This is a genomic window from Streptococcus sinensis (genome assembly GCF_000767835.1).
GTDB lineage: Bacteria > Bacillota > Bacilli > Lactobacillales > Streptococcaceae > Streptococcus > Streptococcus sinensis.
In genome coordinates this window covers 1-23,247 of sequence record NZ_JPEN01000029.1, presented here as the reverse complement: position 1 = coordinate 23,247, position 23,247 = coordinate 1, and the positions used below count along the sequence as shown (strand labels likewise).

Sequence of the window (23,247 nt, the reverse complement as noted above, 5' to 3'; positions counted from 1 at the left end):
ATGAGTGATGCATTTACAGATGTGGCAAAAATGAAGAAAATCAAGGAAGACATCAAGGCTCACGAGGGGCAGATGGTGGAGATGACCTTGGAAAATGGCCGTAAGCGCCAAAAAAGCAAACAAGGCCGCTTGATTGAAGTTTACCCTTCTTTATTTATCGTTGAATATGCAAATGAAGGGGGACAACCAGGTGAAATTACGAACACCTATGTGGAATCCTATACCTATTCAGATATTTTGACAGAGAAAAATTTAATTCGTTATTTTGACCAAGAATAACATGTAATTCCAGAACTTTGTATTGCTTTCTAGAGTTGGGTAAAAAGCCCCAACTTTAAGGAACAGTTCATTTCTGGGATTTTTTCTTAGCTTGAACATGCTTTGCTAAAGATAGCAAATGAGGGCTGGACTGGCTGATTGGCTGACAATAATTATATTTCAGCAAGGGGAGGATTCTTTGTCGGAATCCAGTGCTTAGTATCAATCATAGAAACAAGTTTTAAGAGAACTGAGAATGGCTTTTGTAAAGAAAAAGGTTGGTAAAAGAAATGATTAAAAATTTGGTTTTTGATTTAGGAAATGTTCTGATTGAATGGAATTCTGAGAAAATCTTAACGTATTTTGAACCTGAAAATGAGCGGCGTCAGGCTCTTAAGCAGGCCATTTTTGAGTCGGGTATCTGGCATAAGACGGACAAGGGAGAGCTGAGTTTGAAAGAAGCCTGTGAGGAAGTACTGGCTCAGCTAGATGCTTCCTATCATTCTGCAATTAAGAACACCTTTTACCATTGGTATGAGGTCGTGCAAGTTTACAGTGGTTTACAGGAAAGAATTCGGCTATGGGCTAATCAGGGCTATCACATTTACATCTTGTCAACCACTTGCGAGATTTTTTACCATATTGAAAAGGCTGGTTTGTTACCAATCTATCCACTGCTTTCGGGCTATATCCTCTCATCAGAGGTCGGGGTTGTCAAGCCAGAGTCAGAGATTTATCAAAAACTGCTGAAAAAGTACAATCTGGATCCAGTGGAATCCGTCTTCATTGATGATATTCAGGCTAACTTAGATACGGCAGCTGAACTGGGTTTTGAAACCATCTTATCCACAAGCGAGACAGACAATATAAGGGCTTTGGAGGCTTTGCTAGCTGCGAAAGGAAAGTTTGATTAAACTATGAGATTTCATATTCATCTGCAATTGGAAGTGGTGAAACCAAGCTCCAACCTTGACAATTGCTGATGATTGCGCTATCATAGTCCTATATATGGGAGTCTGTGTACAGTCTGAGAGGAAGTGTAAGCTTCGACCGCACCTGATCTGGGTAATGCCAGCGTAGGGAATTATGCAAGAGAAATCAGAGGTATTTTTGCGCACTTTTCCATATATGGAAAAGTTTTTTGTTATTAGTAGAAAAGGAGATAGGAGAATGCAGGCCAGCATCGCTTTACAGATCCTTCCTTTGTCAAATGATGTGAATCGTTTGACAGTCATAGAGGAAGTGATTGAGTTTTTGCAAAAACAGCCAATGAAGATGGTCGTGACGCCTTTTGAGACCGTTCTAGAAGGGGAATGGGAGACCTTATTTCCTATTCTGCAGCAGGCGATTGAGCTTGCAGGCACTCAGGTAGACAATGTTTTTGCGAATGTGAAAATAAACTATGGAAAGATTTTAAGTATTGATGAAAAACTTGAAAAATATCCTGCGGCAGCAGATTAGCCTTTTGGGTATGCTGGGAATCCTTGTCATCTGGCAGGTTATGGGCTGGCTCAAGCTCTTGCCCAAGTTTATCCTGCCGACACCTCTGGAAATCGGCCAGGCCTTTATCAGAGATGCTGGATTTCTAGCAAGCCATAGTTGGGCGACCTTAAAAGTAGCCTTGCTGGGTTTAGTCTTGGGTGTCATCTTGGCCTGTATACTAGCTGTACTCATGGACAGCATGAGCTGGCTCAATGATCTGATCTATCCTATGATGGTCGTGGTACAGACGATTCCGACCATTGCTTTGGCGCCAATTCTGGTTCTCTGGCTGGGTTATGGGATTTTGCCCAAGATTGTGCTCATTATTCTGACGACGACTTTTCCGATTATCGTCAGTATTCTGGACGGTTTTCGGCATTGTGACCGGGATACTCTGACTCTCTTTGAGCTTATGCAGGCCAATCGCTGGCAGATTCTCTGGCATTTTAAGATTCCAGCTAGTCTGCCCTATTTCTATGCGGGCTTGCGCGTCAGTGTATCTTATGCCTTTATCACGACTGTGGTTTCCGAATGGCTGGGTGGTTTCGAAGGCTTGGGTGTTTACATGATTCAGTCCAAGAAACTTTTCCAGTACGACACCATGTTTGCTATCATCATATTGGTTTCGGTCATCAGCCTCCTAGGGATGAAGTTGGTGGCTGTCAGTGAAAAATATGTTATTAAGTGGAAATAGGAGCTCAGCTCTGCTATTTCCAAAAAAAGAAAAGAGGATTATAATGAAAAAAACTTATAAAATGTTGCTGGCAGGTTTGGCTGCCGTGTCTATCTTTGGCTTAGTGGCCTGCGGTCAGTCGAAATCTACGTCTGAGAGCAAGGATAAAAAGATTGATTTTATCCTAGACTGGTCACCTAACACCAACCATACCGGCCTTTATGTGGCTCAGGAAAAGGGCTACTTCGAGGAAGCAGGCGTGGATGTGGATATCAAGTTGCCGCCTGAAGATAGCAGTTCGGATTTGATTATCAACGGCAAGGCACCTTTTGGTATTTACTTCCAGGACTCCATGGCTAAAAAACTGGATAAGGGTGCAGAAATCACAGCTGTCGCGGCCATTGTAGAGCATAATACTTCGGGCATTATTTCCAAGAAGTCTGCAGGGATTACAAGTCCTAAGGATCTGGCTGGCAAGAAATACGGTACCTGGAATGACCCTGTGGAGCTAGGCATGCTCAAAACCTTGATCGAAAGCCAAGGCGGTCAGTTTGATGAGGTAGAAAAGGTTCCCAACAACGATTCTAACTCTATTACGCCGATTGAAAATGGCTTGTTTGATGCGGCGTGGATTTATCATGGCTGGGACGGCATCATGGCTCAGACTCAGGGCATGGATACTAATTTCTTTTACATGAAAGACTATGTCAAAGAGTTTGACTACTATTCACCAGTCATTATTGCCAATAATGACTATCTGAAGAAGAATCCGGAAGAGGCGAAAAAAGTCCTCCAGGCCATCAAAAAAGGCTATCAATATGCCATGGAACATCCTGAAGAAGCAGCGGATATTTTAATCAAGCATGCTCCGGAGCTGAAAAACAAGCGTGACTTTGTCTTGGCTTCCCAAAAATATCTGTCTGAGCAATATGCATCAGATAAGGACAAGTGGGGTCAGTTTGAGACTAGCCGCTGGAATGCCTTTTACAAATGGGCCAAGGATAAGGGTATCGTGGACAATGACTTGAGTGACAAGGGATTCAGCAACAATTATATAAAATAATGACAGAAATTAAACTTGAAAATATAAGTTATGCTTATGATGAGCAGCAGATTTTGAAAGATATCAGCCTACAGGTAGAAGCAGGCCAGGTCGTAGCGATTTTGGGACCTAGTGGAGTCGGGAAAACGACCCTCTTTAATCTGATTGCTGGGATTTTGGAGGTGCAGTCGGGCAGGATTGTCCTAGACGGGCAGGAAAATCCCAAGGGCCGGGTGAGTTATATGCTGCAGAAGGACTTACTGCTGGGGCACAAGACAGTGCTGGGCAATGTCATCTTGCCCCTGCTAATCCGAAAGGTATCAAAAAAGGACGCGACGGAGCAGGCAAGTCAGATTTTGAAGGAGTTCGGGCTCTTTGATGTGGCAGGCAAGTATCCACATGAGCTGAGTGGAGGGATGCGGCAGCGCGTGGCTCTGCTGCGGACCTATATGTTCGGTCACAAGCTATTTCTTCTGGATGAGGCCTTTAGTGCTTTGGATGAGCTGACCAAGATGGAGCTGCACACTTGGTATCTGGATATTCATCGTAGGCTGGGTCTGACGACTCTCCTTATCACTCATAGTATCGAGGAAGCTCTGGCTCTCAGCGACCGCATCTATATTCTGAAAAATCGCCCTGGACAAATCGTGGCAGATCTTCAGCTAAGCTGGTCAGAAAGCGAGGGTAAGGAACTGCAGAAGCTGCGATACAAGCAGGAGATTTTGAAGATTTTGGGAGTAGAAAAGTAGGTGAAAAATCCGTTTCTCATAAGAGTTACGGATTTTTAGCTTTTTTAACTAATCTTTTTTCAAAAATTTATCTCTATAATATTGGAAGTAAGTTTTCTTACCTGTGATCATTACAATTCTTCCTTCTAAACCATAGCGGAGTTGCTTAGCTTCTTGGTCTGTCAATGTAGTCTCTGCTTCTAATTTGAAAAAATTTCCTTTTTCTGTCTTGCTTGCAGTAGTATCGATGTTGCTAATCTTGGAAGTCAGAGTTTCTTGCTTGTTAATATTGTTTATGGTTGTGAAGCGAATAGGGTTACCGACTTTAAGATGAGCGATATCCTTGGAAGAAATATAAGCGGTAATCTTAATTTTCTTTTCCGTGGTCAGGACAGGATAGAGTTGGGCAAGGAGACTTCCTTCGGATACTAAGGTAGAATGGCTAGTCTCAGGATTGAGGTGAAGTATCCCATTTTCAGGTGCTGTAATGACAGTTTTTTGAATCATCCCATCTTGCACCTTTCTTCCAGTTTCTGTTTCAAGAATTTTTTGCTCTAAATCAGTTAATTCTTGAGCAACCTTAGTTAGTTGCTGAGCTTTGAGTGATTCTAGCTGACTGTTTAATCCACTCGAGTAGGCTTGCCGAGCACCTGAACCTGCATATTGGATGCGGTAGCTTGCCAGTGTTCCTTCTAATTGAGCAATCTGTGTATCTGCTTGTGCCAGTATTTGACTTTTTAGCTGGTCTTGCGTGTCCATGTTTACTTGTGCTTGATAGGTTTGGTAGAGGGAATAGCCTGCATTACTACCATCTACTACTGAGTCATTTTGAATAGCTATCTTGACTGATCTATAGTCTGAAATTTTAGCTTGGGTCTCAGAAATGAGCTTTGCAATCTCTGTCTGTGCACTGCTAGCAGCAGCGTTTTGTGAAGCAATGGCTGCATTTTGCTGGTCTGTATTACTACGGAGACTGACGGCCTGACTTTGATAATCTCGAAAAGATTGCCGGTAGCCAAAATTATCGGCTTCTGGGAACTGATCATTCCCAGTTTGGAGACTAGCTTGTAAATACTCCAATTGTTTTTTCTGATCTTGGAGCATATCTAGCTGGTTAGAGTAGCTAGCCTTCTGTAGCTCTTCCGCTCCATTTTGATATTGAATGAGCAGGTCACCTTGTTTGACACACTTGTTTTCTGCGAGATGATTCATAATGATTGTATTATTACTCGTGGACTGGATGTTAGAAATGATACGACTAGGCTCCAGACTGGCACTTGATGAGACAGTAATCTCTTTTTGAGCAAAGAGTCCGAAGAGTAGGGTAAAAAGAAAGAGCAAAGTAATAGGAATAATAACCCTACTAGAGAAATTGTGATAGCGACGGTTGTAAAACTCAGCGCTTTCTAAAAAATCTTGGTTCACTAGGTTCTCCTTTCTAGCTATTGACCAGATTGGCATAGAAGCCGCCCTGAGCCAGCAGGTCTGTATGGTTGCCCTGCTCTACAATGCGTCCGTGATCCATCACTACGACATGTTCGGTTCGCTCGGCAATTGTCAGACGATGGGCGATAAAAATCAAAGTTTTATCCAAAGCTAGCAGATTATCAACAATTCGTTTTTCTGTTAAAATATCCAAGCTGCTAGTAGCTTCATCTAAAATCAAAATGGGGGCATCCGTCAATAGAGCTCTTGCCAAGGCAATTCGTTGACGTTGACCGCCCGAAATCCCAGCTCCATCAGAGGTTAGCTCAGTCTGGTAACTTAGAGGCATGTTTTCAATGTCTGCACGAATCTCTGCTAGTTCGACAGCACGCAAAACATCTTCTTGCGTAGTGCCTTCTTTGGCGCCCAAAAGCAGGTTATCCATGATCGTGCCGTTAAAGACATAGGGCTGTTGTGGAAGATAGTTGATATGCTGGCGGAGAGCATGTTTGTCAATCTGGTTAAGATTAACCCCACCTAGACTAATCTGCCCAGCACTAGGGTCGTAAAAATTGACAATCATTTTAGCAAGCGTAGTTTTACCTGAGCCGGAAATCCCAACAAAAGCAACCTTTGATTTCTGCTTGATGGTTAGGTTGATATTGGCTAGAACATCTCGTCTATACCCATATTTGTAGCTAACATTTTTAAACTCAATGTCGCCTGTCATCAAACTAAGATCAGATATGATCTTTTTCTCCTCAAACTCAGATTCTACTAAATAGACCTCGTTGAGTCGATTATTAGCTACCTGAGCTGTTTGGAGTTTGGTTTGGAGATTGATGATGTTTTCCAGCGGATTTGTGAAATAGATCAAGAGGGTGTTGTAGGTGATGAGCTGTCCCAGAGTCATCTGCTTATTCATGACCAGCCCCGCCCCCATCCAGAGGATAGCAACATTCAGAAGTAACTGAGCTACTTTTTTCAGAGCTTTTTGCTGACTTTCTGCTCTACTATAGACAAAGGACTTTTTTAAATAATCTACGAATTCTTTATCAATCTTCTGATAGCGAAGTTTTTCACTGGTAAGAGACTTAATAGTCTCCATGCCGTTAATATCCTCAATAATGGAAGAGGATAGCACAGCATTGGCCTCCATAGTGTCACGGTTCATCTTTTCAAAGGGTTTCATAAAGGCAAAGATAAGGAGTGTGTAGATAGGCAGAGCCAAGAGACTAATAAAAAAGAGGTTGGTGTTTTGTGAGAACAGGACTACTGAGATGATTAGTACGATTGAAACATCGAGAAATATAGATAAGATGGTACTTGCAAGAGCATCAATGATACTATTAGCATCAGTAAAACGAGAAACGATTTCTCCTGTCCGCCGTGTTGCAAAGAAAGACATTGGAAGGTGAAAAACATGCTTGATATAGGACAAAATGACATCAATAGACAAACGTTGTCCCAAAATCAAAAGCAGATAATCCTGAGCGTAACTCAAAACTTGCTGTAAAATATACACCAAGACCAAGCCCAGCGAGATGATCCCTAGCGTACTCCGCATCTGGTCAGGTACATAGGTGTCAATAATAGACTGGAGATAGTAGGAGCCGATGATGTTGATGATGGTCACCAGAAAGGTTGCAAGAACGATATTGGTCATCAAGCTCTTTTGTCTAATCAAAATAGGAAGGAAAGAAAGAAGTCCTTGCTTTTGCTCTTTGTACGGTTTGTAGTCAGGCGTCGGTGCTATGAATATTGCCACTCCTGTCCATTCTGACTCAAAATGTTCCCTAGGTAGCTTGGTCATCTTGACCGTAGGGTCAGGGTCAGCAATATGGATAAATTTCTTATCTTGCCCAGTCACTACATAGTAGTGTAGCAATTTGCCATTTTTGACTACATGCGCTACGAAAGGGTAAGTTAAGTCATTGTGCTCAAAGAGGGACATATCTGCTCTTATGGTTCGCGTCTCAAAGTTTAGCTTCTCAGCGACCCTAACCAAACCAAAAGCTGTCGTGCCCTCCATGGTAGTTTTGGCTAACTCTCGTAGATGCGCTAGTGAGTAATAGGAGCCGTAGTAACCAAAAACCATGGCCAAAGATGTCACGCCGCAATCCATTTGGTCCACCTGAGGACGGTAGTGTCGACGGCGAAATTTCATAGAAGTCTCCTTTTGAAAATATTTTCTGTAATTATATAGGCTCTGTTGTATTTTAACAATTTGCATCGTATATTGAAGCCTCATATAATGAATAAGTCTATTATAATGTAAACTGTTATCACAAAAACAACTGAATCCCAAAAGTTAAAAAGTGTGCCTGAATGGTAGTTGAATGCCAATGACAAAGTGGACTGATATAGACCTTCTTTCAGCTGTTTTCTGATTTTACCTCTTTACATTCTTCATATTTCATGGTACAATAGCCTTTGTGTGAAATAGCAGCAGGAGAGCATGAAGCTCGTCAACAGAACATCAGCTATAAAAGTAGCCTTAGCTGTTTGGGCGAAAATGTTCTGCACGAATCAGAGCTTTCTAAGTGACTATTTCCACCGAAATATTATTTATATCAGGAGGACATACATATGTCACGTTATACAGGACCATCTTGGAAACAAGCTCGTCGCCTTGGCCTTTCACTTACAGGTACAGGTAAAGAATTGGCACGTCGTAACTACGTACCAGGACAACACGGACCAAACAACCGTTCAAAATTGTCAGAATACGGTTTGCAATTGGCTGAAAAACAAAAACTTCGTTTCACTTACGGTGTAGGTGAAAAACAATTCCGTAACTTGTTCGTACAAGCTACAAAAATCAAAGGCGGAATCCTTGGTTTCAACTTCATGCTTCTTTTGGAACGTCGTTTGGATAACGTTGTTTACCGTCTTGGTCTTGCGACTACTCGTCGTCAAGCTCGTCAATTCGTAAACCACGGTCACATCCTTGTTGACGGCAAACGTGTTGATATCCCATCATACCGCGTAACTCCAGGTCAAGTGATCTCAGTTCGTGAAAAATCATTGAAAGTTCCAGCTATCCTTGAAGCAGTTGAAGCAACTCTTGGACGTCCAGCATTCGTATCATTCGACGCTGAAAAATTAGAAGGTTCATTGACTCGCTTGCCAGAACGCGATGAAATCAACCCAGAAATCAACGAAGCGCTTATCGTCGAATTCTACAACCAAAAACTTTAATTTCTATTGAAAATTTATTCAGAAGCCGATTTCGGCTTCTTTTATTATGACTTCAAGCCAGTTTTTCTCGCAGAGAAAAACAAGAAAACCACCAGCTGAGCTGGTGGCTGACTCGATTAACAAAAAGAGACTGAGAAAAAATTGTCCCAGCCTTTATTTAGTTGTTGAATTTTATAGCATCTTTAAAAGAAGATGAGCCATTTGTTCGGGATTTTCTTTTTTTCCCCGAGAAATCCACATCTGGCAGACTCCAAAGAAGGCATTGGAGAGGTAGACGGTGCTATATTCTTTTTCAATTTGACTATAGACTTTTTTGCTAAAACGCTCTTGCAAGCTTTCAGATAGCATGATTTGAAGTTTATGACGCAGGAAATTTTGGATTTCCCTGGTGCCATTTTCCGTCAAGAGGGCAGCCAGAAGGGGCTCTTGGGTCAGGAATTGAAAGACTTCCGTGATAGCTACCGCGATATCTTCTTGATTATTTTCAAAGATGTGTTCTAGTTGATGAAAGAGGCCTTGCTGATAGCGTTCAATCATATCATATTTATCTTTGTAGTGGGTATAAAAGCTACTGCGGCTGATGCCAGCAGCTCTGGCCAATTCGACCGTTGTGATGTGGTCAAATGATTCCTTATGCAACAATTCAACCATGGCCTTCTCAATGATAGCCTTGGTTTTTTTACGTTTATTACTTTCTATCATCCGCATTTTTCCTTTGCTGGTGAATTATACAAAATTAGACAAGGTGTTCAAAAAATGAATTTTCTGCTTGCCTTAATTTTTTTATTGTGTATAATCTATTATATCAAATTTTTAGACAAGGTGTATAAAAAGGGGAGAAAAAATGTTTAAAGAATGGAAAGCCATCTTCAAAAAACCGAAGGTTATTGTGGTGATGCTGGGAATCTCTTTGATTCCGGCTTTGTATAATGTGATTTTTTTGAGCTCCATGTGGGATCCTTATGGTAAACTTTCTGATTTACCAGTAGCGGTGGTCAATCAGGATCAAAAGGCGAGCCTATATGGACAAGACCTGTCCATTGGTTCAGATATGGTCCAAGATATGAAGAAAAATGCAGCGCTGGATTTTCATTTTGTGGATGAGGATCAGGCAGAGAAGGGACTGGAAAAGGGAGACTATTACATGGTAGTGACTCTTCCAAAGGATCTATCAGCCAATGCGGCTAGTATCTTGAGCAATCAGCCTAAGCAGGTCACGATTAATTATCAAACATCCAGTGGCCATAGTTTTATCGCTAGTAAAATGAGTGATTCTGCCATGACTTCAATGAAGCAGTCGGTCAGTCAGAAGATCACGAAAAGCTATGTGACAAGCCTTTTTGCGAGCATGGATAAGCTAAAAGGTGGACTTGGAACAGCCGCAGATGGGACAGTTAAATTGGCCGAAGGCAGTCAGAAATTAGCAAACGGCAGCCAAAAACTGACTACTAACTTGGAAAGCTTAGCCCAGTCCAGCCTAACCTTCTCAGATGGAGCTACAGCGCTATCGACTGGTCTAGTAGCATATACAAATGGAGTGGCTCAGATCAATGCCGGCTTGCCGACTTTTACTAGCAAGATGACGGAATATACAGATGGAGTTGGGCAGCTTTCAGCTGGTGCCAGTCAATTAACCGCTCAGTCAGAAACATTACTGAATGGAACCAACCAACTGACGGGCAATTCACAGGAATTAGTCGCTGGTGTGGAGCGTCTAAATAGTGGTTTGGCAGAACTGCAATCATCCGTTAATAGCAGTGTTACTGCTAATCAAGAAAAGGTTGCTCAGTTGACGGCGAGTCTAGATCAGCTCAATACAGCCATTCAGAATGCCACATCGGGAACGAGCCTACCAACGGAAACAATTGCGGCTTCTCTCACGACGATAGCGACCAATGCCCAGTCTTTGGCAAGTAGTGCGCAAAGTGATCGGGCGGCAGCCGTGGCGGCTTTGGAAGGCACAGCTGCTTACCAGAAACTTGCTGCTAGTGAGCAAGAAGAACTAAAAGCTGCTCTAGCAGGTAACGCCGATTCTAGCAGCAATACAGCGGCTGCTATTGTACAGGAAGTCCAAGCTATCCAAACGAATCTGCAAGGTTTGCAAACGGCCAGCGGCCAAGCAAGTCAGCTGTCAGCCGCAGCGAGCCAAGTCCTGCCGGGCGCCTCAGCTATGATTAGTGGACTGTACGATGGCTTGGGGCAGGTGAATGAAGCCTTGTCCTCTGCCAGCACGGGTTCAGCGACCCTTTCTCAAGGAATGATAGCCTATACAGGCGGCCTTTCTCAAGTAGCTCAGGGAGTAGCGGCATATACTGCAGGGGTTGATCAGCTTTCTCAAGGAGCGGCTAATCTAGCGAGCCATAATGACCAAGTGACTTCTGGTATCGGTCAAATCAGCTCAGGCTTCGCTCAGCTAAATGACAAATCGCCAACTTTGGTCGCAGGCATGCAAAAATTATCTACGGGTGCCACTCAAATGGCAGATGGTTCTCAACAGTTAGCAGCTGGCGGTTTAACCTTGAGCGCTGGACTGGGAGACTTGTCAATCGGTGCTCAGACTCTAAATACAGGCTTGACGGATGCCAAGGGTCAATTATCCGAGCTTTCTGTGACAGAGGACAATGCTGCTGCTTTGGCTGGTCCTGTTGAGCTGAAAAAAACAGACAAAGATCAGGTTGGTAAAAATGGTGTTGGTATGGCTCCGTACATGATTTCTGTTGCTCTTTTTGTAGCGGCGATTTCGACCAATGTTATTTTCGGCACACTCCCTTCTGGTCAGGTTCCAGCTTCCCGTAAAGCTTGGCTCAAGGCTCGTCTGGAGGTCAATGGTTTGATTTCTATTTTGGCAGGAATCTTGGTCTATGGAGCGGTTCATTTGATTGGTCTTGAGGCCAACTATGAATGGACGACGCTGGCCTTGACTGTTTTAGCCAGCATGGCCTTTATGGCGGTTGTGACGACTCTGGTCACTTGGGATAGTAAGATTGGAGCCTTTGTATCTCTGGTTCTCTTACTCCTGCAGTTGGCTTCCAGCGCTGGTACTTATCCGCTGCCCCTAACAGCGAAAATCTTTCAAATGCTCAATCCAATCTTACCGATGAGCTATGCAGTGTCAGGACTGCGGGAAACGATCTCGATGAATGGTCAAATCGGTAGCCAACTAGCCTTCTTGACCGCGACTTTACTGATTTTCATGTTCTTAGGCACAATAGCCTATCGTCCTGATAAGAAAGAAATCATTTAATATAGAGAAGAATGCAGATTATTTTCTCTTCGAAAGGAACAACTTGGTTTTGTGAACAGAACCAAGTTTTTTTAGTTTCACGTGAAACGGTTGCTAAATAGCAGAATAATCAGTTTTGTAGATTTTCTCCACAAGTCTATTTTATTTGTTATGAAAATCAGAATGTTTTGTTTTCTTTAAGTTTTCTTTAGCCTTCCTTTAAGTTTTCATCCGTAAAATGGCTCTAGTTACAAGAAAGACAGGGGGAGAATCCATGGCTAAAAAAACATTTAAAGATAAATTTCAACGATTTGAAACCAAATACATTATTTCCAAAGAAACTTTGGCCGATTTATTGACCGAGTTTGAAGGCCATCTGGTAGAGGATGAGCATGCTTATTCGACCATTAACAATCTTTACTACGACACCCCGACCTATCAAATGATTCGTGAGTCCTTAGAAAAGCCTTATTTTAAAGAAAAATTGCGCGTGCGCACCTACGACGAAAACCCTAGTGAAGACAGCCAAGTCTTTTTGGAAATCAAGAAAAAAGTGCGCAAGATTGTCTACAAACGCCGTATTTCGACAGATTTAGTCGCTGCCGAGGCTTACTTAGCAGGCGATCACAGTAAGATTGAGGATTGTCAGATTCGTGAGGAAATAGACTGGCTGAGTCAGCGCTACGGTGGCCTGCAGCCCATGATGTATATCTACTACAATCGTTATTCCATGAAAGGGATTGAGGATCCCAATGTTCGGATTACCATTGACCACGATTTGACCTACCGCAACTATGATTTGAGCCTCTTGCATGGTCATTACGGGGAAAATCTTCTGCCGGATCATCATGTGATTATGGAAGTCAAGGTGCCAGGAGCCTATCCGCTCTGGCTGAGTGAGATTTTGGATTGCCATCAGGTCTTTCCAAGCTCCTTTTCCAAATACGGGGTTGCTTACAAGAAAACGACAGACTATAAAGGAGTTGTAAATCATGCTTAGTCACTTATTTTATGATATTTTTACCGATACGGCCGTAGATCCAGCTATGATGATGCTGGCAATCGGAGTGTCCTTGCTTTTGGGCTTGGTCGTTGCCAAGGTTTACCAGTTTAAGACGGTTTACAGCAAATCCTTTGTGATGAGTTTGGCGCTTTTGCCGACCTTGATTGCAATTGTGATTTTCTTGGTCAATGGAAGTCTGGGAGCAGGGGTTGCTGTCATGGGGGCCTTCAGCTTGATTCGTTTCCGTTCCGCACCAGGAGGGGCCAAGGAGTTGGTGTCCATTTTCCTAGTTATGACAATCGGGATTGCCATCGGAATGGGCTATCTGGTCTTTGCGACCGTCTTTACCCTCATCATGTCGCTCGTCATGCTGTTGCTTGAGGTGGTCAATTTTGGACAGATGAAGCATTCCATGCGCCAGCTGACTGTCGTCATACCAGAAAGTCTGGACTATGAAAGTATTTTTGATGATATTTTCAGCAAAGCTACCAATCATGTTGAACTGGCTAATGTCAAAACCTCTGATATGGGAAGTTTGTTCAAGCTTAAATACATCCTTCAGCTGAATGGTCGGATGACCGAAAAAGAACTCATCGATGCCCTACGCACGCGCAATGGCAATCTAGAGATTGCTATCAGCCGCTACATCACGAAAGAAAATGAATTATAACTAGAAAGAGGCCAATCATGAAAACAGGCAAGAAAAAAATATTTCAGAAAATAAAACTAATGGTGCCCCTAGCGCTGATGAGCGTTAGCTTGGGGGCTTGTAGTTTGAGCAGCCAATTCAGCACTTCTACAAGTGCTAGCACCAGCACCAGTCAAACGGCTACCAGTACGACAAAGACAGACACATCTAGCCATTTCACAGATCGTGATCAGGATGCTTCTTATGATGAGTCGACAGCGACCAAGATCAGCTTGAGCGCCTCTACAGCCAAGATATCCGGTGACGGAGCGAGCGTTTCGGGCTCCACAGTGACCATTACGGCAGCCGGGACTTATGTCCTCTCTGGCAACAGTGAAAATGTGCAGATTGTTATCAAGGCTAGCGATCAAGACAAGATTCAGATCGTCTTGGATGGCGTGACCATGACAGGGACGGATGCAGCGATTGTGGTAGAAAATGCGGATAAAACCTTCATTACCCTAGCTGAAGGAAGCAAGAATAGCATTTCTGACTCAGCCAATCATACTAATACTGACTACGATGCAGCTATTTACAGCAAGGACGACTTGACCTTTAACGGCTCAGGCAGTCTGACCATCGAAGGAAAATACGGTAACGTGGTCGAATCTAATGATGACCTGCGTATCACAGGCGGGACTTATACGATTAAAGGCTACAAGAATGGCTTATCAGCTAATGATGCCATTAACATCAAGGAGGCTAGTCTGGATATTACCGCGACGGAGGATGCGATCCACGCAGATAATGACGAGGACACTTCGCTCGGAAATCTCTATATCCAGTCCGGCACTATCACGATTAATGCTGGTGATGACGGTCTTCATGCCAGCAATGCAGCAGTGATTGACGGTGGCACCATCACAGTCAAGTCCAGTGTCGAAGCGTTAGAGGGAACAAATGTCACGATTAACGGCGGTACACTTGATCTTTATGCGACGGATGATGGTATCAATGCAGCTAGTACGGCGACTGGGGCTGAGATTTTCATCAAGATTACTGGTGGTGACATCAAGGTTGAGGTTGGCCAAGGCGATACGGATGCTCTTGACTCCAATGGCGATATCATCATGACAGGTGGCAACCTAGCTATCACTTCCACTGTGTCTGCCTTTGACTTTGATGGCAAAGCTACCTATACGGGCGGGACTATCACGGTTAATGGGCAAACCCGAACCGAAATCACAGCCGATGGCCCTGGTGGCGGCGGTGCCCCAGACGGCCAAGGTGGCGGTCCCGGAGGACATTAAGCCCAATCATGAAAGTTTAATTGAATAGAACCAAAAAAGAAATCTCCCTCATTCCAGCTGGAACGAGGGATTCTTGTTTATTCATCAATTCTGATGGCCATCTTTTCCGTATCAACCGTCACCTGAGCACCGATGGTAATGGTAAAGAGTGGCTGAGTATGAGCAAAGTCTAAGTCATAGAGGACGGGAATAGTCTTTAGAATTGGATGTTTGTCCAAGATATAAAGGAGCAACTCCTCTGTCATCTGACATTCTTTTGGAAAGCGGCCGATGAGAAGGGCCTGAGGGTTAGGATAGGCTTGAAGGAGGGCAGCTAGATTGCGGTCAAACTCCACATAATCATCTTCCTCCGCCTCTTCAACAAAGAGGACATAGTTTTCATCTGTCGGGGCATAGGGGGTGCCACGCAGGAGTGAGAAGGTGGAGAGATTGCCGCCGATAACAGTGGCTTGGGCTTTTCCATGGTTGTAGACTTTCCACTCTGTTTCATGGAAGGTCAGTGGCGCATCGGGCAGGTACCAGGCGTTGTCGCCCCATTTTTCACTAGGAGTCAATTCATAAGAAGTCTGGCTGACGGCCTTGAGCCAGCTCTCAGTCTGATAGTCCTGCAGGGCATCCATCTTAAAGCTAGAGTAGGAGGGACCTATATAAGTTTTCATGCCGGTCTTACTATAGATGGCGTTGAGCAAGGCTGTTGTGTCCGAGTAGCCGCAGAAAATCTTAGGATTTCTAGCAATCAATTCAAAGTCCAGATAGGGCAGGAGTTCATTGCAGTTGAAGCCGCCGATAGTGGCCAGAATAGCATCAACCGACTCATCTGCGAAGGCAGCATGGATGTCTGCCACCCGGCTTTCGATGGAGGCAGAGCCTAGCATGTCATTTTCCAGATAATGCTCCGAAAAAGACACGGTAAAGCCCATCTTTTCCAAGCGCTCCTTGGCGGCTAGATTGGCCTCAAATCCTCCGATGTGTTCGATTGATGCCGAAGGGCTGACGACCCGAATATGCATACCAGGTGTGAGTTTTTTCATAGGAACCTCCTTGTGGCAAATTTTATAGAGTATCATAACATAAAGGCTATAAGAAGTAAAGGTTAGGTTAGAGAAAATGACCATAAAAAACGGAACCAATCAGGCTCCGTTCTATCTTTAATAACTAATCTCAATACTGCCGGTGCTGGTGCGGGCGGTCAGCTTGGCTTGGGCATGTTCATTGGTATGGATGACCCGGTCACCGATAAAGTCCTCTTGGTCGTGGCTCGTCTGCATGTCGTTGGGCAGTTCAATGTCACCTAGGTCTGTTTGCAGGTCTAGTGAGATGGCTTTGTAGGTCTCTTCGGTGAGATGGAGATCGATGGAGCCATTGCCACTGGACATGTTGATATTGCCCTTGAGGGTTAGTTTATCACTAGTGATACTCCCGTTGGCGAGACTGATTTGAGTATCGGTCAGGCTGGTTTGGACTAGCTCGATGCTGCCATTAGCACTTTCAATGCTACCGCTCTCAATCTGGCTCTGACTGAGTTCGATTGAACCATTGCTGAGATCGGCCTTTAATTGTTGGATAGTCAGATCCTTGATTGATAGGCTGCCATTAGCTAAACTGGCCTTAACCTCTTCCAAGTTCCTTCCCTTAGGCAGGGATAGGATAACTTGTTGAGTCCTTTCTAATTCTCCATTTATCAAGCCCAGTAAAGAGCGCAGACCGCTGTTAATGTTGACAAAAAAGCTGGATTCCTTAATGTATAAACTTCCGTTTTCAGCCTTGGTACTGATTTTTTCAGTTGTCTTTCCGTCTCCTTGATAATAGGTCAAATGAACCTTATCATCGGGCGATTCTTCGATAATAACCGAGCGGTTGCTCAGCTCTAGATTTAAGGAATGGATATTGTCATAGGTTTCTTCTTGCTTGGTCATCTTGGTGTTAGCGGCTGAGCTCTTCACCAGATCCTGCAGACCACCACTAGCTAGCCCTACGAGTATCAAACCTATACCCAGCAGACAGGCAGCAATAGCAAAGCGGAATATGTTTTTTCTTACTTTAGACATGACGGCCTCCTTTCCGTGCCAAGGCTTGAGCGAGTTTGACAAAACTCAGTTTGATAAAGCGAAGGATAGGACCAATGCTGAGATAGAAGAGTCCAGCCAAGCCTAAGGCTAAAAGGCTCATTCCCAAACTGAGGGCAAAAGCAGGAATAGAAGTGCCCATGCCAAGAGTCAGGCTGTCCCAAATCAGACTAGCCCCCATGGCAAACATAGCAAAAGCAAAGGTGGCCATGACAAAAGCAAAGACACTGATGAGGAGGAAGAAAGTAAAGACCAAAGTCAAAGCCAAGATTAAGAGAGGAATTGCCAGCGGTGCTGCCAAGATGGACAGAATGGCAATCTGGACGATCTGCTTGCTGTTTTTGACAGAGCTAGCATCTTGGCTGTCTTCTTCTATTTTCTTGTCCAAAAGATTGATGATAATCTCGTGAGCTGCTTCCTTGGGACTGCCCAGCTCAGCCATAGCTGCTGCCTCGCCCTCTGGACCGACCTCGTCAAAATACTCAGTAAAGTAGTCCATGGCTTCTTGATAGTCTTTTGCTGGCAACTTTTTCAAATAGTGATCTAGTTGGGCTAGATATTCAGTTCTTGTCATGGCGAACACTCCCTTCGATAATGCCCTTAATCATGCTGGTATAAAGCTCCCATTCCTTTTTGAGGCTGACCAGTTGTTTCTGACCTGTTGGGGTCAGAGAGTAATATTTTCGTTTTCGACCTTGATATTCCTGAGAGTATGTCTCTAAATACTGACTCTTTTCCAATTTTTTCAGGATAGGATAAAGCGTGGACTCCTTGATATCTGCAATGAGTTTGATAGTTTGGCTAATCTCGTAGCCATAAGAATCCTCTTTATCTAAAATTGCTAAAATCAGAAATTCTATCAGGGTAGAAGATGTAGGGAAATACATGCACTACCTCCTATATATAAAAATATTATATATAAACTTTCTACATATAGGATAACACCCTTTGTACTGAAAGTCAAGCAATGTATATAACTTTCACATATATGTTTTAAAAAGGATTTCATCCTTGAAAAATAAGGGAATCAGCTCTTTTTCGCTTTATTTTCTTACAAGAACTTTACACAATCCATAGCTTTTATATTGAAATCTTTCTCTATAAAATGGTAAAATAATCTATGTCTATCTAAAAAAAGATAAGAGTGAATGAAATGACGAAATATAAGACGATTTATAAGTTTGTAGGGCAGACACTGTTATACTTTGTGATTTTTGTTGCCCTGCTTTATTTCTTTAGTTATCTTGGCCAAGGTCAGGGTGGCTTTATCTACAATGAATTTTAATGTAAGAGAGTATACTATACACATGTCAAATACAGCAATTACAGATATGATTGAAGCGATTGAGCACTTTGCTCAGACGCAGCCGGATTTTCCTGTTTATAATGTCCTTGGAGAAGTCTATACTTATGGAGACCTGAAGGCTGATTCAGATGCGCTAGCGGCGAAGATTGATAGCTTGGGGCTGGCTCCTAAGTCACCAGTGGTGGTCTACGGTGGTCAGGAGTATGAGATGCTGGCTACTTTTGTGGCCTTGACCAAGACGGGTCATGCCTATATTCCTATTGACAGCCATTCAGCCTTGGAGCGCGTGACGGCTATTGTCGAAGTGGCTGAGCCAAGCTTGATTATTGCCATTGCGGATTTTCCGCTGACTGATACAGATGCAGCTATCCTCAGTCTGGATCAGGTTCGAGCAGCTTATGCAGAGAAGACTGCCTATGAGATTAGCCATCCAGTCAAGGGCGATGATAATTACTACATCATCTTTACTTCTGGTACGACCGGCAAACCTAAAGGTGTGCAAATTTCTCATGATAACCTGCTCAGCTTTACCAACTGGATGATTACAGACAAGGAATTTGCGACACCGAGCCGTCCGCAAATGCTGGCGCAACCACCTTATTCTTTTGATTTGTCAGTTATGTACTGGGCACCGACTTTGGCGCTGGGAGGGACTCTCTATGCCCTGCCTTCTAGTCTGACTCAGGACTTCAAGCAGCTATTTGAAGCGATTCTCAGCCTGCCTGTAGCAATCTGGACCTCTACCCCATCCTTTGCGGATATGGCCATGCTTTCGGAAGATTTTAACAGCCAGAAGATGCCAGGCATCACGCATTTTTACTTTGATGGAGAGGAGCTGACGGTCAAGACAGCTCAGAAATTGCGGGAGCGTTTCCCTGAGGCTCGCATTATCAATGCTTATGGTCCGACTGAGGCAACGGTGGCTCTGTCTGCAGTTGCCATCACGGGTGAGATGCTAGCGACCCTCAAGCGTCTGCCAATCGGCTATACCAAGGCGGATTCACCAACCTTTGTCATCGATGAAAATGAGCAAAAATTGCCAAATGGTCAGCAGGGCGAAATTATTGTCTGCGGACCAGCTGTATCCAAGGGCTACCTCAATAATCCTGAAAAGACAGCTGAAGCCTTCTTTGAATTTGAAGGGCTACCAGCCTATCATACAGGTGATGTGGGTACGATGACCGATGAAGGCCTGCTGCTCTACGGCGGCCGGATGGACTTCCAGATTAAGTTTAACGGTTATCGTATCGAGCTGGAGGACGTATCTCAAAACCTCAACAAATCCAAGTATATCGAGGCGGCAGTAGCAGTGCCACGCTACAATAAGGACCACAAGGTTCAAAACTTATTAGCCTACGTTATTTTGAAAGACGGTGTCGCAGAGCAATTTGACCGCGAAATCGATATTACCAAGGCTATCAAGGAGGACCTGCAGGATATCATGATGTCTTATATGATGCCGTCTAAGTTCCTCTATCGGGAATCTCTGCCCCTAACACCAAACGGTAAGATTGATATCAAGGGGCTGATTAGTGAGGTCAACAAGTCATGATGGATTTCTTGAAACAGCTTCCTCATCTGGAGCCTTACGGAGACCCACAGTATTTCCTTTATCTTATCTTGGCTGTTTTGCCAATTTTTATCGGACTTTTCTTTAAAAAACGCTTCCCAGTCTACGAAGCCTTGGTCAGCTTGGCCTTCATCGTCTTGATGTTGACCGGCCCTAGTCTGGCGCAGCTCTATGCCCTGCTCTTTTATGTCGTCTGGCAGATGGTCTGGGTTTATTCTTATAAATTCTACCGCAAAAAGCGGGACAGCAAGTGGATATTTTATTTGCACACAGCATTGGCGGTCCTGCCCCTATTCTGGGTCAAGGTCGAGCCAGCTATCAGTGGGCATCAATCGCTCTTTGGTTTTCTGGGAATTTCCTACCTGACCTTCCGCTCAGTTGGTATGATCATTGAGCTGAGGGATGGCGTGCTGACTGATTTCAGTCTCTGGGAATTTCTCCGCTTTATGCTCTTTATGCCCACTTTTTCTAGTGGCCCCATTGATCGTTTCAAGCGTTTCAATGAAAATTATCTCCAAATACCAGAGCGCGATGAGCTTTTGGATATGCTGGAGCAGTCGGTCAAATATATCATGCTGGGCTTTCTCTATAAGTTTGTCCTGGCTCATATCTTTGGCCACATGATTTTAGGGCATGTCAAGACCTATGCCCTCTATATCGGCGGTTTCTTCAATCTAGGAACGCTAGGCGTCATGTATGTCTTTGGTCTGGATCTCTTCTTTGACTTTGCTGGTTATTCGATGTTTGCGGTGGCCATTTCCAATCTCATGGGCATCAAGAGCCCTATCAACTTTGATAAGCCCTTTCTCTCACGCGATTTGAAGGAATTCTGGAATCGCTGGCACATGAGCCTGTCCTTTTGGTTCCGGGACTTTGTCTTTATGCGGCTGGTCATGGTGCTCATGCGCAACAAGGTCTTTAAAAACCGCAATACGACTTCCAGTGTGGCCTATCTCATCAACATGCTGATTATGGGCTTCTGGCATGGTGTGACTTGGTACTATATCGCCTATGGTCTTTTCCACGGTCTGGGCTTGGTGGTCAATGATGCTTGGCTCCGTAAGAAAAAGACCATCAATAAAGAGCGCAAAAGCAAGGGGTTACCAACCCTGCCTGATAACAAGTGGACCCAAGCACTGGGGGTTGTTATCACCTTCCATGTTGTCATGTTCTCATTCTTGATCTTCTCAGGATTTTTGAATGACCTTTGGTTTAAAAAATAAAATGTAAAACGAGGAAACTATAATGGATGTAAAAGCAGAAGTAATTGAAATTATTGACGAATTATTTATGGAAGATGTGTCAGATATGATGGACGAAGATTTGTTTGATGCTGGCGTTTTGGACAGTATGGGAACGGTCGAGCTGATTGTTGAACTGGAAAACCGATTTGATATCCGCGTGCCAGTATCAGAGTTTGGCCGCGATGACTGGAACACAGCCATTAAAATCGTTGAAGGTGTAATGGAGCTTCGTAATGCTTAAACGACTCTGGCTGATTCTGGGGCCAGTCTTCTGCGCCTTGGTCATGGTCGCCCTGCTCTTTTTCTTCTATCCGCTTGAGAAAAAGCATGATGTGGAAACAGAGAAGCGGGCAGCTGTGACTCTTACAGCAGAAACTTTCAAGAGCCGTAGCAAAAAAATGACGGCCCTGACAGATCAAGATACCCGTTTTGTGCCCTACTTTGGCTCCAGCGAATGGCTGCGCTTTGACAGCATGCATCCAGCTGTTCTGGCTGAGAAGTATGACCGCAATTACCGACCTTATTTTCTGGGGCAGCGGGGAGCCGCTTCGCTCAACCAGTATTTTGGGATGCAGCAGATGGCTTCTGAACTGGAGAATAAGACAGCGGTCTATGTCGTTTCTCCCCAGTGGTTTACCAAGACAGGCTACGATGCTTCGGCTTTTCAGCAGTATTTCAATAGCGATCAGCTGATTGGTTTTCTCAGTCAGCAGGACGGCGGAGTAGGCTCTCAGTATGCAGCCCAACGGCTCCTGCAGCTCTATCCTAATATTGCCATGGGAGACATTGTTAAGAAAGTGTCAGATGGTAGTCAGCTGACTTCTTTTGAGCAACAGTATATCTATACTATGTGCCAGTTCTATCAGCGGGAGGATGCCCTTTTCAGTGCTCTTGCGGCTGGTAATAATAAGAACTATGAGACTAAAATTTTGCCTCAGCTTTCGCGCCTTCCAGACGAATTTTCCTATGAAGCCTTGGAGAAGGTTGCTACAGCGGACGCTATTAAACGAACTGGCAATAATGATTTGGGTATTGACAATGGTTTTTATAAGAAACGTTTGGCCAGCAAAATCAAGAAATTCAAAGGTTTCCAATCCAAGCAGTCTTATGAAAAATCTCCAGAGTACAATGATTTGCAGCTGGTTTTGGAACAGTTTGCCAAATCTCATACGAATGTTATCTTTGTTATCCCGCCGGTCAACGCCAAATGGATGGCCTACACTGGCCTGAGTGCAGACATGTATCAGCGGACAGTCGATAAGATTAAATTCCAGCTGGAAAGTCAGGGCTTTACGCATATCGCCGACTTTTCCAAAGATGGGGACAAGCCATATTTTATGCAGGATACGATCCACATGGGCTGGAATGGCTGGCTGGCCTTCGATAAGGCCGTAGATCCTTTTGTATCCAACCCTCAACCGGCTCCAAACTATGAGATTAATGAAAAATTCTTCAGCAAGGAGTGGGCTAACTATACGGGTAACTACGAGGATTTTGTCAAATAATAAAAGCGTAGCTGGAAGGAGAGAACATGATTCGTTTGGCGGAAATGCAGGATGTCCCAGCAATTTTAGCAATTTTTGATCAGGCTAGAGATTTTATGCGGGCAAATGGGAATCCAACTCAGTGGCCAGCTTCCTATCCGAATCGTCAGCTGGTGGAGAGAGATATCCAGGCTGACAACTGCTATCTCTGCGAAGAAGCTGGACAAATTGTCGGGACCTTTGCCCTTATCATTGGACCAGATCCTACCTACCAGCAGATTGAAGGCGCTTGGCACTTCACAGAGCCTTATGGTACGATTCACCGTATCGCTTCAAATGGACAAGTCAAGGGTCTGGCTCATCAGTGTTTTGATTTTTGCTTGCAGCAGATTTCCTATCTCCGTATCGATACGCATGCGGATAACCATCCTATGCAGGCAGCCATTCGCCGCTATGGCTTTAGTCAGTGTGGCACGATTTATTTGCCAGATGGCAGCCCTCGGCTTGCCTATGATTATCATCAATGAAAAAAATCTGCTCATTGAACCGCACCCCAAAAGTTAGACAGAAAAATCTAACATTTGGGGTGTTATTTTTATGAAAT

At 44.0% G+C, this 23,247-nt stretch carries 24 protein-coding genes; 17 read left to right on the top strand and 7 right to left on the bottom strand.

Annotated features, from left to right (window positions below):
* The 6 genes from SSIN_RS01655 (at position 1) to SSIN_RS01630 (ending at position 4,204) form a co-directional block, all read left to right on the top strand.
* A complete protein-coding gene (locus SSIN_RS01655) occupies positions 1–279 on the top strand; it encodes a Veg family protein (protein ID WP_037615011.1) in 279 nt (92 codons plus the stop codon).
* A gap of 269 nt (positions 280–548) precedes the next feature.
* On the top strand, positions 549–1,172 hold the full coding sequence (locus SSIN_RS01650; protein ID WP_037615095.1) for an HAD family hydrolase: 624 nt from the start codon (positions 549–551) through the stop codon (positions 1,170–1,172).
* Positions 1,173–1,428: 256 nt separating this feature from the next.
* Positions 1,429–1,719 (top strand): thiamine-binding protein, encoded by a 291-nt coding sequence (locus tag SSIN_RS01645; protein WP_037615010.1) that lies wholly within the window; start codon positions 1,429–1,431, stop codon positions 1,717–1,719.
* Positions 1,682–2,434 carry an ABC transporter permease gene (locus SSIN_RS01640; RefSeq protein WP_037615008.1) on the top strand — a complete coding sequence of 251 codons (753 nt, stop codon included), beginning with the start codon at positions 1,682–1,684 and terminating at the stop codon, positions 2,432–2,434. Before SSIN_RS01645 ends, SSIN_RS01640 begins: the two co-directional genes overlap by 38 nt.
* 43 nt (positions 2,435–2,477) lie before the next feature.
* The gene (locus tag SSIN_RS01635) at positions 2,478–3,476 is read left to right on the top strand and encodes an ABC transporter substrate-binding protein (RefSeq protein WP_037615006.1); all 999 of its coding nucleotides are present in this window, start codon (positions 2,478–2,480) and stop codon (positions 3,474–3,476) included.
* On the top strand, positions 3,476–4,204 hold the full coding sequence (locus SSIN_RS01630) for an ABC transporter ATP-binding protein (protein WP_037615004.1): 729 nt from the start codon (positions 3,476–3,478) through the stop codon (positions 4,202–4,204). The genes SSIN_RS01635 and SSIN_RS01630 overlap by 1 nt, the downstream gene beginning before the upstream one ends.
* A gap of 48 nt (positions 4,205–4,252) precedes the next feature.
* Here SSIN_RS01630 and SSIN_RS01625 read toward each other — a convergent pair whose 3' ends face one another.
* Together SSIN_RS01625 and comA are read right to left on the bottom strand one after the other, a co-directional pair.
* A complete protein-coding gene (locus SSIN_RS01625; RefSeq protein WP_037615002.1) occupies positions 4,253–5,608 on the bottom strand; it encodes a bacteriocin secretion accessory protein in 1,356 nt (451 codons plus the stop codon).
* A gap of 13 nt (positions 5,609–5,621) precedes the next feature.
* Entirely contained in the window at positions 5,622–7,775 is a 2,154-nt protein-coding gene (gene comA / locus SSIN_RS01620) for a peptide cleavage/export ABC transporter ComA (protein ID WP_037615000.1), read from the bottom strand.
* A gap of 422 nt (positions 7,776–8,197) precedes the next feature.
* On the opposite strand from comA, the gene rpsD reads away from it, so the two are divergent.
* On the top strand, positions 8,198–8,809 hold the full coding sequence (gene rpsD, locus SSIN_RS01615; RefSeq protein WP_037614998.1) for a 30S ribosomal protein S4: 612 nt from the start codon (positions 8,198–8,200) through the stop codon (positions 8,807–8,809).
* 171 nt (positions 8,810–8,980) lie between these two features.
* Here the strand turns inward: rpsD and SSIN_RS01610 are convergent, their stop codons facing one another.
* Positions 8,981–9,511 (bottom strand): TetR/AcrR family transcriptional regulator, encoded by a 531-nt coding sequence (locus SSIN_RS01610; protein WP_037614996.1) that lies wholly within the window; start codon positions 9,509–9,511, stop codon positions 8,981–8,983.
* Positions 9,512–9,653: 142 nt separating this feature from the next.
* On the opposite strand from SSIN_RS01610, the gene SSIN_RS01605 reads away from it, so the two are divergent.
* From SSIN_RS01605 to SSIN_RS01590, 4 genes are all read left to right on the top strand, one after another.
* On the top strand, positions 9,654–12,053 hold the full coding sequence (locus tag SSIN_RS01605) for a YhgE/Pip domain-containing protein (RefSeq protein ID WP_037614994.1): 2,400 nt from the start codon (positions 9,654–9,656) through the stop codon (positions 12,051–12,053).
* Between the two features lie 253 nt (positions 12,054–12,306).
* Positions 12,307–13,032 (top strand): polyphosphate polymerase domain-containing protein, encoded by a 726-nt coding sequence (locus tag SSIN_RS01600; RefSeq protein WP_037614992.1) that lies wholly within the window; start codon positions 12,307–12,309, stop codon positions 13,030–13,032.
* Entirely contained in the window at positions 13,025–13,705 is a 681-nt protein-coding gene (locus SSIN_RS01595; protein ID WP_037614989.1) for a DUF4956 domain-containing protein, read from the top strand. Before SSIN_RS01600 ends, SSIN_RS01595 begins: the two co-directional genes overlap by 8 nt.
* Before the next feature lie 17 nt (positions 13,706–13,722).
* Positions 13,723–14,973: a carbohydrate-binding domain-containing protein gene (locus SSIN_RS01590; protein ID WP_037614988.1), complete on the top strand. Its 1,251-nt coding sequence runs from the start codon at positions 13,723–13,725 to the stop codon at positions 14,971–14,973.
* A gap of 77 nt (positions 14,974–15,050) precedes the next feature.
* On the opposite strand, the gene SSIN_RS01585 is transcribed toward SSIN_RS01590, so the two are convergent.
* The 4 genes from SSIN_RS01585 to SSIN_RS01570 form a co-directional block, all read right to left on the bottom strand.
* Entirely contained in the window at positions 15,051–16,004 is a 954-nt protein-coding gene (locus SSIN_RS01585; RefSeq protein WP_037614986.1) for a S66 family peptidase, read from the bottom strand.
* A 117-nt stretch (positions 16,005–16,121) separates the two neighbouring features.
* A complete protein-coding gene (locus SSIN_RS01580; protein WP_037614984.1) occupies positions 16,122–17,021 on the bottom strand; it encodes a DUF4097 family beta strand repeat-containing protein in 900 nt (299 codons plus the stop codon).
* Complete coding sequence (locus tag SSIN_RS01575; RefSeq protein ID WP_037614982.1) at positions 17,014–17,613, bottom strand: DUF1700 domain-containing protein; 600 nt, start codon at positions 17,611–17,613, stop codon at positions 17,014–17,016. The genes SSIN_RS01580 and SSIN_RS01575 overlap by 8 nt, the downstream gene beginning before the upstream one ends.
* Positions 17,600–17,926 carry a PadR family transcriptional regulator gene (locus SSIN_RS01570; protein ID WP_037614981.1) on the bottom strand — a complete coding sequence of 109 codons (327 nt, stop codon included), beginning with the start codon at positions 17,924–17,926 and terminating at the stop codon, positions 17,600–17,602. The genes SSIN_RS01575 and SSIN_RS01570 overlap by 14 nt, the downstream gene beginning before the upstream one ends.
* Before the next feature lie 266 nt (positions 17,927–18,192).
* Here SSIN_RS01570 and SSIN_RS01565 point away from each other — a divergent pair, with 266 nt between their 5' ends.
* From SSIN_RS01565 to SSIN_RS01540, 6 genes are read left to right on the top strand one after another with little or no spacing between them, the layout of a single operon-like run.
* Positions 18,193–18,324 (top strand): teichoic acid D-Ala incorporation-associated protein DltX, encoded by a 132-nt coding sequence (locus tag SSIN_RS01565; protein ID WP_005591428.1) that lies wholly within the window; start codon positions 18,193–18,195, stop codon positions 18,322–18,324.
* Positions 18,325–18,346: 22 nt separating this feature from the next.
* A complete protein-coding gene (gene dltA, locus SSIN_RS01560) occupies positions 18,347–19,897 on the top strand; it encodes a D-alanine--poly(phosphoribitol) ligase subunit DltA (protein ID WP_037614977.1) in 1,551 nt (516 codons plus the stop codon).
* A complete protein-coding gene (dltB, locus tag SSIN_RS01555; protein ID WP_037614976.1) occupies positions 19,894–21,138 on the top strand; it encodes a D-alanyl-lipoteichoic acid biosynthesis protein DltB in 1,245 nt (414 codons plus the stop codon). Before dltA ends, dltB begins: the two co-directional genes overlap by 4 nt.
* A 22-nt stretch (positions 21,139–21,160) precedes the next feature.
* Positions 21,161–21,400, top strand: a complete 240-nt coding sequence (gene dltC / locus SSIN_RS01550) for a D-alanine--poly(phosphoribitol) ligase subunit DltC (protein ID WP_037614974.1) — start codon at positions 21,161–21,163, stop codon at positions 21,398–21,400.
* Positions 21,393–22,664 carry a D-alanyl-lipoteichoic acid biosynthesis protein DltD gene (gene dltD / locus SSIN_RS01545; RefSeq protein ID WP_037614972.1) on the top strand — a complete coding sequence of 424 codons (1,272 nt, stop codon included), beginning with the start codon at positions 21,393–21,395 and terminating at the stop codon, positions 22,662–22,664. Before dltC ends, dltD begins: the two co-directional genes overlap by 8 nt.
* 26 nt (positions 22,665–22,690) lie before the next feature.
* Positions 22,691–23,170, top strand: coding sequence for a GNAT family N-acetyltransferase (locus tag SSIN_RS01540; protein WP_037614970.1), 480 nt, complete (start codon positions 22,691–22,693; stop codon positions 23,168–23,170).
* The last annotated feature ends 77 nt before the right edge of the window (positions 23,171–23,247 follow it).

Coding starts and splice junctions, on each gene's coding strand:
- rpsD (WP_037614998.1), top strand. CDS start 8,198: ATGTCACGTTATACAGGACCATCTTGGAAACAAGCTCGTCGCCTTGGC.
- SSIN_RS01540 (WP_037614970.1), top strand. CDS start 22,691: ATGATTCGTTTGGCGGAAATGCAGGATGTCCCAGCAATTTTAGCAATT.
- SSIN_RS01595 (WP_037614989.1), top strand. CDS start 13,025: ATGCTTAGTCACTTATTTTATGATATTTTTACCGATACGGCCGTAGAT.
- SSIN_RS01610 (WP_037614996.1), bottom strand. CDS start 9,511: ATGATAGAAAGTAATAAACGTAAAAAAACCAAGGCTATCATTGAGAAG.
- SSIN_RS01565 (WP_005591428.1), top strand. CDS start 18,193: ATGACGAAATATAAGACGATTTATAAGTTTGTAGGGCAGACACTGTTA.
- SSIN_RS01605 (WP_037614994.1), top strand. CDS start 9,654: ATGTTTAAAGAATGGAAAGCCATCTTCAAAAAACCGAAGGTTATTGTG.
- SSIN_RS01650 (WP_037615095.1), top strand. CDS start 549: ATGATTAAAAATTTGGTTTTTGATTTAGGAAATGTTCTGATTGAATGG.
- SSIN_RS01630 (WP_037615004.1), top strand. CDS start 3,476: ATGACAGAAATTAAACTTGAAAATATAAGTTATGCTTATGATGAGCAG.
- SSIN_RS01645 (WP_037615010.1), top strand. CDS start 1,429: ATGCAGGCCAGCATCGCTTTACAGATCCTTCCTTTGTCAAATGATGTG.
- SSIN_RS01640 (WP_037615008.1), top strand. CDS start 1,682: ATGAAAAACTTGAAAAATATCCTGCGGCAGCAGATTAGCCTTTTGGGT.
- SSIN_RS01570 (WP_037614981.1), bottom strand. CDS start 17,926: ATGTATTTCCCTACATCTTCTACCCTGATAGAATTTCTGATTTTAGCA.
- comA (WP_037615000.1), bottom strand. CDS start 7,775: ATGAAATTTCGCCGTCGACACTACCGTCCTCAGGTGGACCAAATGGAT.
- SSIN_RS01600 (WP_037614992.1), top strand. CDS start 12,307: ATGGCTAAAAAAACATTTAAAGATAAATTTCAACGATTTGAAACCAAA.
- dltC (WP_037614974.1), top strand. CDS start 21,161: ATGGATGTAAAAGCAGAAGTAATTGAAATTATTGACGAATTATTTATG.
- dltB (WP_037614976.1), top strand. CDS start 19,894: ATGATGGATTTCTTGAAACAGCTTCCTCATCTGGAGCCTTACGGAGAC.
- SSIN_RS01575 (WP_037614982.1), bottom strand. CDS start 17,613: ATGACAAGAACTGAATATCTAGCCCAACTAGATCACTATTTGAAAAAG.
- SSIN_RS01590 (WP_037614988.1), top strand. CDS start 13,723: ATGAAAACAGGCAAGAAAAAAATATTTCAGAAAATAAAACTAATGGTG.
- SSIN_RS01585 (WP_037614986.1), bottom strand. CDS start 16,004: ATGAAAAAACTCACACCTGGTATGCATATTCGGGTCGTCAGCCCTTCG.
- SSIN_RS01580 (WP_037614984.1), bottom strand. CDS start 17,021: ATGTCTAAAGTAAGAAAAAACATATTCCGCTTTGCTATTGCTGCCTGT.
- dltA (WP_037614977.1), top strand. CDS start 18,347: ATGTCAAATACAGCAATTACAGATATGATTGAAGCGATTGAGCACTTT.
- dltD (WP_037614972.1), top strand. CDS start 21,393: ATGCTTAAACGACTCTGGCTGATTCTGGGGCCAGTCTTCTGCGCCTTG.
- SSIN_RS01635 (WP_037615006.1), top strand. CDS start 2,478: ATGAAAAAAACTTATAAAATGTTGCTGGCAGGTTTGGCTGCCGTGTCT.
- SSIN_RS01655 (WP_037615011.1), top strand. CDS start 1: ATGAGTGATGCATTTACAGATGTGGCAAAAATGAAGAAAATCAAGGAA.